The sequence below is a fragment of the Streptomyces recifensis genome (assembly GCF_002154615.1).
In the GTDB taxonomy this organism is placed as follows: Bacteria; Actinomycetota; Actinomycetes; order Streptomycetales; family Streptomycetaceae; genus Streptomyces; species Streptomyces griseoluteus.
The window spans coordinates 1-8,109 of sequence record NZ_MUNH01000299.1 but is presented as its reverse complement, the minus strand read 5'-3'; the positions used below and the strand labels follow the sequence as shown (position 1 = coordinate 8,109).

General features: G+C 71.2%; 7 protein-coding genes. All 7 read right to left on the bottom strand.

Going from position 1 to position 8,109, the window contains the following annotated elements; genetic code table 11:
- A partial coding sequence (locus tag CCN33_RS17070) for a sugar phosphate isomerase/epimerase family protein (protein WP_086694457.1) occupies positions 1-754 on the bottom strand: 754 nt, incomplete at its 3' end.
- Between the two features lie 20 nt (positions 755-774).
- Positions 775-1,962 (bottom strand): Gfo/Idh/MocA family protein, encoded by a 1,188-nt coding sequence (locus CCN33_RS17065; RefSeq protein ID WP_086694456.1) that lies wholly within the window; start codon positions 1,960-1,962, stop codon positions 775-777.
- A gap of 58 nt (positions 1,963-2,020) precedes the next feature.
- Positions 2,021-3,073 carry a substrate-binding domain-containing protein gene (locus tag CCN33_RS17060; RefSeq protein ID WP_086694455.1) on the bottom strand — a complete coding sequence of 351 codons (1,053 nt, stop codon included), beginning with the start codon at positions 3,071-3,073 and terminating at the stop codon, positions 2,021-2,023.
- 17 nt (positions 3,074-3,090) lie between these two features.
- Positions 3,091-4,110 (bottom strand): ABC transporter permease, encoded by a 1,020-nt coding sequence (locus CCN33_RS17055; protein ID WP_086694454.1) that lies wholly within the window; start codon positions 4,108-4,110, stop codon positions 3,091-3,093.
- On the bottom strand, positions 4,107-5,624 hold the full coding sequence (locus CCN33_RS17050) for a sugar ABC transporter ATP-binding protein (RefSeq protein ID WP_086694453.1): 1,518 nt from the start codon (positions 5,622-5,624) through the stop codon (positions 4,107-4,109). Before CCN33_RS17050 ends, CCN33_RS17055 begins: the two co-directional genes overlap by 4 nt.
- A gap of 144 nt (positions 5,625-5,768) precedes the next feature.
- Complete coding sequence (locus tag CCN33_RS17045) at positions 5,769-6,950, bottom strand: ROK family transcriptional regulator (RefSeq protein ID WP_086694452.1); 1,182 nt, start codon at positions 6,948-6,950, stop codon at positions 5,769-5,771.
- Positions 6,951-7,095: 145 nt separating this feature from the next.
- On the bottom strand, positions 7,096-8,067 hold the full coding sequence (locus tag CCN33_RS17040) for a multicopper oxidase domain-containing protein (RefSeq protein ID WP_086694458.1): 972 nt from the start codon (positions 8,065-8,067) through the stop codon (positions 7,096-7,098).
- Positions 8,068-8,109: the final 42 nt, after the last annotated feature.

The following is an 8,109-nucleotide window of genomic DNA, read 5'->3' as shown; positions in this document are numbered from 1 at the left end:
CGAGCCGGCCGTTGCGGCCGTCCAGGCGCTTGCGGGCCTCCTTGCAGTCCACGTGGTAGATCCGGTCCCGGAAGTCCCACAGGAAGCCGACCGGGTCCAGGTCCTGCCACACGAAGTGGGAGGGGTCGAAGTTGAGCCCGAAGGCGGGCCGGTGTCCGACCGCCTCCAGGGCTCGCTGGGTCGTCCAGTAGTCGTAGGCGATCTCGCTGGGGTGGACCTCGTGCGCGAACCGCACGCCCTCGGCGTCGAAGACGTCCAGGATCGGGTTCCAGCGCTCGGCGAAGTCCTGGTAGCCCCGCTCGATCATCGTCTCGGGGGCGGGCGGGAACATGGCGACGAGGTGCCAGATGGCGGAGCCGGTGAAGCCGACGACGGTGTCCACGCCGAAGGCGGCGGCCGCCCGGGCGGTGTCCGCGATCTCGGCCGCAGCCCGCTGCCGTACGCCCTCGGCGTCGCCGTCGCCCCAGATCCGGGCGGGCAGGATCGCCCGGTGGCGTTCGTCGATGATGGCGTCGCATACGGCCTGGCCGACCAGATGGTTGGAGACGGCCCAGCACTTCAGGCCATACTTGTCGAGGAGTTGATGGCGCGAGGCGAGATAGGACGGGTCCGCGAGCGCCTTGTCGACCTCGAAGTGGTCGCCCCAGCAGGCGAGTTCGAGTCCGTCGTAGCCGAAGTCGCGGGCGAGGCGGCAGACCTCCTCCAACGGCAGGTCGGCCCACTGACCGGTGAACAGGGTGAACGTACGCGGCATCGGGCAGCCCTCCCGGGATTTCAGACGATCGGGGTGTACACGGAGTTCTTCGCGGCGCTCTCCTCCACGGCGGCGAGCACCCGCTGGACCTCCAGGCCGTCGGCGAACGAGGGAACCGGCCTGCGGCCCTCGGCGATGGCGTGTACGAGGTCGCGGGCCTGGTGGACGAAGGTGTGCTCGTAGCCGAGGCCGTGGCCCGGCGGCCACCAGGCGTCCAGATAGGGATGGTCGGGCTCGGTCACCAGGATGCGGCGGAACCCCGCGTGCGCGCCGGGTTCGGTGCCGTCGTGGAAGGACAGCTCGTTGAGCCGCTCCAAGTCGAAAGCCAGGGAGCCCCGTTCACCGTTCAGCTCGATCCGCAGGGCGTTCTTGCGGCCGGTGGCGTACCGCGTGGCCTCGAAGGAGGCCAGCGCGCCGGAGGCGAACCGGCCCGTGAACACGGCGGCGTCGTCCACCGTGACCGGGCCGGAGCCGCCCTCCGGCAGGGGCCGTTCACGGACGAAGGTCTCGGTGAGCGCGGACACCCCGGCGAGCCTCTCCCCCGCCAAGTACTGTGCGACGTCGATGACATGCGCCCCCAGATCCCCGAGCGCTCCCGAGCCGGCCGCCTCCTTGCGCAGTCGCCAGGTCAGCGGGGACTCCGGGTCCACCAGCCAGTCCTGGAGATAGCTCACCCGGACATGGCGCACGGTGCCGAGCCGCCCCTCGGTGATCATCCGGCGGGCGAGGGCGATGGCGGGCACCCGCCGGTAGTTGAAGCCGACCATGGCCAACTTCCCCTTTGTGTACGCGGCTTCCGCCGCCTCCGCCATGGCCTCCGCCTCTTCGACGGTGTTGGCCAGTGGCTTCTCGCACAGCACGTGCTTGCCGGCCGCGAGCGCGGCGAGGGCGATTCCGGCATGGCTGTCGCCGGGGGTGCAGATGTCGACCAGGTCGACGTCGTCGCGGGCGATCAGCGCACGCCAGTCGGTCTCGGTGGCCGCCCAGCCGTGGCGTTCGGCGGCGGTGCGGACGGCGTGGGCGTCCCGGCCGCACAGCACGGACAGGACCGGTTCGCGGGGCAGGTCGAAGACGCGGCCCGCCGTGCGCCAGCCCTGGGAGTGGGCGGCGCCCATGAAGGCGTAGCCGACCATCCCGATGCGCAACGGAGGCTTGTCCCCGAGGCCGGGGCGGGTGCCGTCCCCTGCTGAACTCTGCGGCGCTGCCATGCGGTGGGTCCTCTCCTCGTCCTCGTACGGGGTGCCGTGCGGGTGGGGCGGGGGCCGGTCACCGGAAGCCGGTGGGCATGTACCGGTCGACGTTGTCCTTGTCGACGACGGCGGAGTAGAGCGTGACGGAGGCCGGGATCTCGTACTCGGCCATGCCGCCCACGCCCTTGCCCTGGCCGAGGGCGCGGGCGAGGTCGATGGCGGAGGCGGACATGGTGGGCGGGTAGAGGACGGTCGCCTTCAGTACGCCGTCGTCGCGCTTGATGGCCTGGAACGCGGAGAGCGCGCCGGCGCCGCCGACCATGAGGAAGCCGTCCCGGCCCGCCTGTTCCACGGCACGCAGCGCGCCCACACCCTGGTCGTCGTCGTGGTTCCACAGGGCGTCGAACTTGCGCTGCGCCTGAAGGAGTTGGGCCATCTTGGCCTGACCGGACTCCACGGTGAAGTCGGCCGCCTGGCGAGCCACCTTGCGGATGTTGGGGTAGTTCTTCAGGGCGTCGTCGAAGCCCTTGGTGCGCTGCTTGGTCAGCTCCAGGTTGTCCAGGCCGGCCAGCTCCACGACCCTGGCGTCGGGGGTGTCCTTGAGCTTCTCGCCGATGTAGTGCCCGGCGTTGAGGCCCATGCCGTAGTTGTCGCCGCCGATCCAGCAGCGGTACGCCTGCGGGGTGTTGAACACACGGTCGAGGTTGACGACCGGGATGCCGGCGCGCATGGCCTTGAGGCCGACCTGGGTGAGGGCCTTGCCGTCGGCGGGCAGGACCACGAGGACGTCGACCTTCTTGTTGATGAGGGTCTCGATCTGCCCGATCTGGGCGGCCGTGTCGTTGGAGCCCTCGGTGATCTCCAGGGTGACGTCGGAGTAGGTGCGGGCGCGCCGCTTGGCGTTGTCGTTGATGGCGTTGAGCCAGCCGTGGTCGGCCTGCGGGCCGGCGAAGCCGATGGTGACGTGCCTGCCGGGCTTGTCGTCGGCGGGCCTGTCCTCGGCGGCGGTCTTCTCGTCCTTCGGGTCGTTGCTCGTGCACCCGGCGAGGAAGGCCCCGGCGCCGACGGCGGCGGTACCGAAGAGGAGCCCTCTGCGGCTGGTCAGGGGTGTCGGTGCGGTCGGTCGCATGGCGGTGAACCCTTTCCTCAGGTGGTGCTCGCGGTACGGCGCTGGACCAGTACGGCGGCGACGATGATCGCGCCCTTGGCGATCTGCTGGACGTCGCTCTGCAGGTTGTTCAGGGCGAAGATGTCGGTGATCGTGGTGAAGATCAGCACGCCCAGTACCGAGCCGGTGATGGTGCCCCGGCCGCCGCTGAGCAGGGTGCCGCCGATGATGGCGGCGGCGATGGCGTCGAGTTCGTAGAGATTGCCGTTGGTGTTCTGGCCCGAGCCGGCCAGGACGATCAGCAGGAAGGCCGCGATGCCGCAGCACAGTCCGGAGAGCAGGTAGAGGTAGAGGCGCTGGCGGCGGACGTCGATGCCGGCCAGGCGGGCCGCCTCCGCGTTGCCGCCGACCGCGACGGTACGGCGGCCGAAGGTGGTCCGGTTCAGCACGAGCCAGCCGATGACGGTGACGACGGCGAAGACCAGGACCAGCGGCGGGATGCCGAGAATGTAGGCGTCGCGCTCGCCGAGGCCGAGGACGGAGTCGACGGTGACGATCTGGGTGCGTCCGTCGGTGATCTGGAGGGCGAGTCCGCGTGCCGAGGCGAGCATGGCCAGGGTGGCGATGAACGGGACCATGCCGCCGTAGGCGACGAGGAGGCCGTTGACCAGGCCGCAGCCCACGCCGACGGCGAGCGCCGTGAAGAGGATTCCCACGAACCCGTACTCCTGGGTCGCCACCGTGGTGGCCCACACCGAGGCGAGGGCGACGATCGCGCCGACCGACAGGTCGATGCCGCCGGAGGTGATGACGAAGGTCATGCCGACGGTGACGACACCGATCACGGAGGCCTGGGTGAGGACGAGTTGGAGGTTGCGGGTGTCGAGGAACTCGTCCGGCTTGGTGACCCCGCCGATCACGATCAGGACGGCGAGGACGCCGAGCAGGGAGAGTGTCCGGACATCGGCGCGGGCGGCGAGCGTGCGCCAGGCGGGGGTCCGCGCGGTCGCGGGCGCCTTGCCGGTGTCGTACCGGGGCGGGGAGACGGGCTGCGTCATGACGCCGGGCTTCCTTCCATGACGAGGTCGAGTACGCGGTGCTCGTCGAGTTCGCGGGCGGGTGCCTCGTGGACGACGTGGCCCTCCCGGAGCACCAGGACACGGTCGGCGAGGCCGAGGACCTCGGGCACCTCGCTGGAGACCAGCAGCACGGCGAGGCCCTCGTCGGCGAGCCGGCGGACCACGGCGTACAGCTCGGCGCGGGCCCCTACGTCGACGCCGCGGGTGGGCTCGTCGAGCAGCAGCACCCGGCAGCCGCGGAGCAGCCAGCGGGCGAGGACGGCCTTCTGCTGGTTGCCGCCGGAGAGGGTGCGGACGGGAACGGCCGGGTTGTCCGGGCGCAAGGACAGCTCCCGGGTCGCGGCACGCGCGGCGCCCAGTTCGGCACGCCGGTCGATCCAGCCGGCGCGGGCGAAGCGGGAGAGGGTGGAGACCGAGACGTTGCGGGTGACGGACTCCAGCATGAGCAGGGCCTGCGCCTTGCGTTCCTCCGGGGCCAGCCCTATCCCGGCGCGCACGGCGGCGCGTACGCTGCCGGGCCGGACCGGCCGGCCGCCCACCAGGACGTGGCCGGCGTCGGGCGTGCGGGCGCCGTAGACCGTCTCCAGGATCTCCGAGCGGCCGGAGCCGACGAGCCCGGCGATGCCGACGATCTCGCCCGGCCGCACCAAGAGATCGAGCGGGTCGAACTCCCCGCTCCGGGCGAGGCCCCGAACCTCCAGCGCCGGTTCGCCGACAGGGGGTTCGGCCGAGCGCGGGGGGAACACGTACTCGACGTCGCGGCCCGTCATCAGGGTGACGACCTCGCGGGTCGGCGTGGTCTTCGCGGGCAGTCCGCGGGCCACCGCCCGGCCGTCCTTCAGTACGGTCACGCGGTCCCCGATGCGGCGGATCTCGTCCAGCCGGTGCGAGATGTAGACGACGGCGACGCCCTCGGCGGTGAGCCCGGCGACCACGCGGAAGAGGTTGTCGACCTCGTCGGGGTCGAGCGCGGCGGACGGTTCGTCCATCACGATGAGCCGCACGTCGTGGGACAACGCCCGCGCCATGGATACGATCTGCTGCTGCGCTGCGGACAACTCCCCCACCAGGCGACCCGGTTCGATCTCGGAGTGCCCGAGCCGGCGCAGCAGCGCGGCCGTCGAGGTGCGTGCGGTGCGCCGCCGTACGGCGAATCCCGCCCTGGTGGGTTCGTGGCCCAGGTGGATGTTCTCGGCGACCGACAGGTGCTCCACCAGGTCGAGTTCCTGGTAGATGGTGGCGATGCCCAGGCGCATCGCGGCCATGGGCGAGCGGAGGGTGACGGGGTCGCCGCGCCAGTGGATGGTTCCGGTGTCGGGCTGGTGGGCGCCCGCGAGGACCTTGATGAGGGTGGACTTGCCCGCGCCGTTCTGGCCGAGCAGGCAGTGCACCTCGCCCTCCTGCACGTCGAGGTCGACACCGTCGAGTGCCCGGACGCCGGGGAACGCCTTGGTGATGCCGGTCATGCTGAGCAGGGGTGGTTCTGGTGCCATGTGGTTTCCCCTCGGCGGGCGTACGGGCCTGTTTCAGGGCGGTACGCCGATGGACCGGGCGGACCGGGGTGGAGCGGAGCGGAGCGGAGCGGAGCGGTGGCGCTGTTTCCTGCGGGCCGTCCGGTGGGGTGCCGGACGGCGTGGTCACGCTGGGGAGAACAGGTGGTCGCTGATGAGGCGGGCGCCGCCGATGACTCCGGCGTTCGGGCCCAGCTCACCGAGGACGATGGGCAGGTTGCCGGTCGCGAGCGGCAGCGACTGGCGGTAGACCTGGGTGCGGATCGCGGCGAGCAGCGTGTGGCCGAGGCCGGTCACCCCGCCGCCGATCACCACCAGAGAGGGGTTGAAGAAGCTGACCAGGCCCGCGATGACCTGGCCGGTCCGGGTGCCGCCCTCCCGGATGAGGTCGAGCGAGACGGTGTCGCCGGCGGCGGCCGCGGCCGCGATGTCGACGGCGCTCAGGGTGCCGTGGGTCTCCAGGCGGGAGGCGAGTTCGGGCGACAGCCCCTGACCGGCCGCGTCCATGGCGTCGCGGGCGAGCGCCGCGCCGCTGAAGTGGGCCTCCAGGCAGCCACGGTTGCCGCAGGCGCAGGCGCGGCCGTCGGGTACGGCCTGGATGTGGCCGATGTCGCCCGCGCTGCCCGTGGCCCCCCGGTAGACCTCGCCGCCGACCACGATGCCGCAGCCGATGCCGGTGCCGATCTTGACGCAGAGGAAGTCGGCTGCCGTGCGGGCGACGCCCGCGTGCTGCTCCCCCATCGCCATCAGGTTCACGTCGTTGTCGACCATGACGGGGCAGCCGAGTTCCTGACTGAGCGCCTCCCGCACGGGGAAGCCGTCCCAGCCGGGCATGATCGGCGGGGCGACCGGCACCCCCTCCGGGAAGCGGACGGGGCCCGGTACGCCGATACCGGCGCCGTCGAACCCCTCCACGAGCCCGGAGGAGCGAAGCTTGGCCGCCATGGCGAGGACGTGCTCGAAGACCGCGACCGGGCCCTCGCGTACGTCCATGGGCTGGTTGAGGTGGCCCAGCACTTCGAGTTCGGCGTTGGTGACGGCGACGTCGACCGAGGTCGCGCCGATGTCGATGCCGAGGAAGCGCAGGTTCGGGGCGAGCCGCAGATTGTGGGAGCGGCGCCCGCCGCGCGAGGCGGCGAGTCCGTCGGCCACGATGAGCCCGGTCTGCAGGAGCCGGTCCACCTCCACGGCCAGCTTGGACCGGGACAGTTCGATCTGGTCGCCGAGCTGGGCGCGGGAATTGGGACCCTCGTCGCGCAGCATGCGGAGCAGCCGGGCCTGATGGGCGTTGGCGGGTCGTGCCGTCATGCGTCTCACGAGTCCCTCCCCGCCTCGGTACCGGCCGTCCGTCGCGTTCTTTCGGGGGGAACGTAGCAGCGGCTGCCGGGGCTGGGAAGAAGTAGCGCGGGAATTCGTGCTCACTTTCTCCACTCACAGGACAAAGGCCGGGGCGTCAGTGGGCATGGTGCGCGGCGGTGTGGTGCCCCGTGTGGCCCGGTACGGTGCCGTCGGGCTTCGCCACCAGGAGCAGTCCGGCCATCCCCATGTCGGAGTGGCTCTGGACATGGCAGTGGTACATCCAGGCGCCGGCGCCGACGTGTTCGCCCGCGACGACCTGGAAGCCGAAGGAGTCGGCGGGCCCGGTGATCTTGTTGTCGACGATCCGGCTGGGGTCGTCGGGGCCGGTCAGCAGGCCCGTACGGTTGTCGGCCCAGCGGTGACCGTGCAGGTGGAAGGTGTGGTAGTACTCGCCGTGCGTGATCATGATGATCTCGACGCGATCGCCCACGGTGGCCTCGAAGTCCGGGGTCTCCCCCGCCGTCCTGTTGTTGATCGTCATGTCGTTGAAGACGATCGTGAACTGCTTGTCCGGCAGGAGGTCGCCCTTCCGGCGTACGACGACCGGGCCGTACAGGCCCTTGCGGATGCCGCCGGTTCCGTGGTCGGTGCCCACCACGTGGTCGTGGTAGTGCCAGTAACCGGCGCTGCCCGCCTGCCAGGTGCCGTCCTTGCGGCGGCCGGGGGCGTGGGTGCGCCAGGTGTAGGTGCGGGTGCCGCCGGGCTCGACATGGCTGCCCGTCATACGGGTGCCGTCGTTGGCGATGTCGTAGTCGACGCCATGGACGTGGAGGCTTGCGTCGGCGTCGGTGAGGTTCTCGAACTCGATGTGCAGGGTGTCGCCCTCGACCAGCTCGATGAGCGGTCCCGGCACGGTGGCCTTTCCCTTCTCAAGGCCGTAGCCGAGCTGTCCGCCCGGCAGCTTCTCGGCGTAGAGCTTGAGGTGGCGCACCTGACCGCCTGCCGGGGCGGTGGGCGGGGAGGGTTCCGCCGCGGAGGGCGCGGAGGCCACCGACAACGTTGCCGTACCGGTGGCGGCCATCACGCCGCCGGCCAGCAACCGTCGCCCGAAAGTCCTTCTGTCCAGAGCCATACCGGTCTCTCCAGTCCTGTGCGGAGTGCTGTGAGG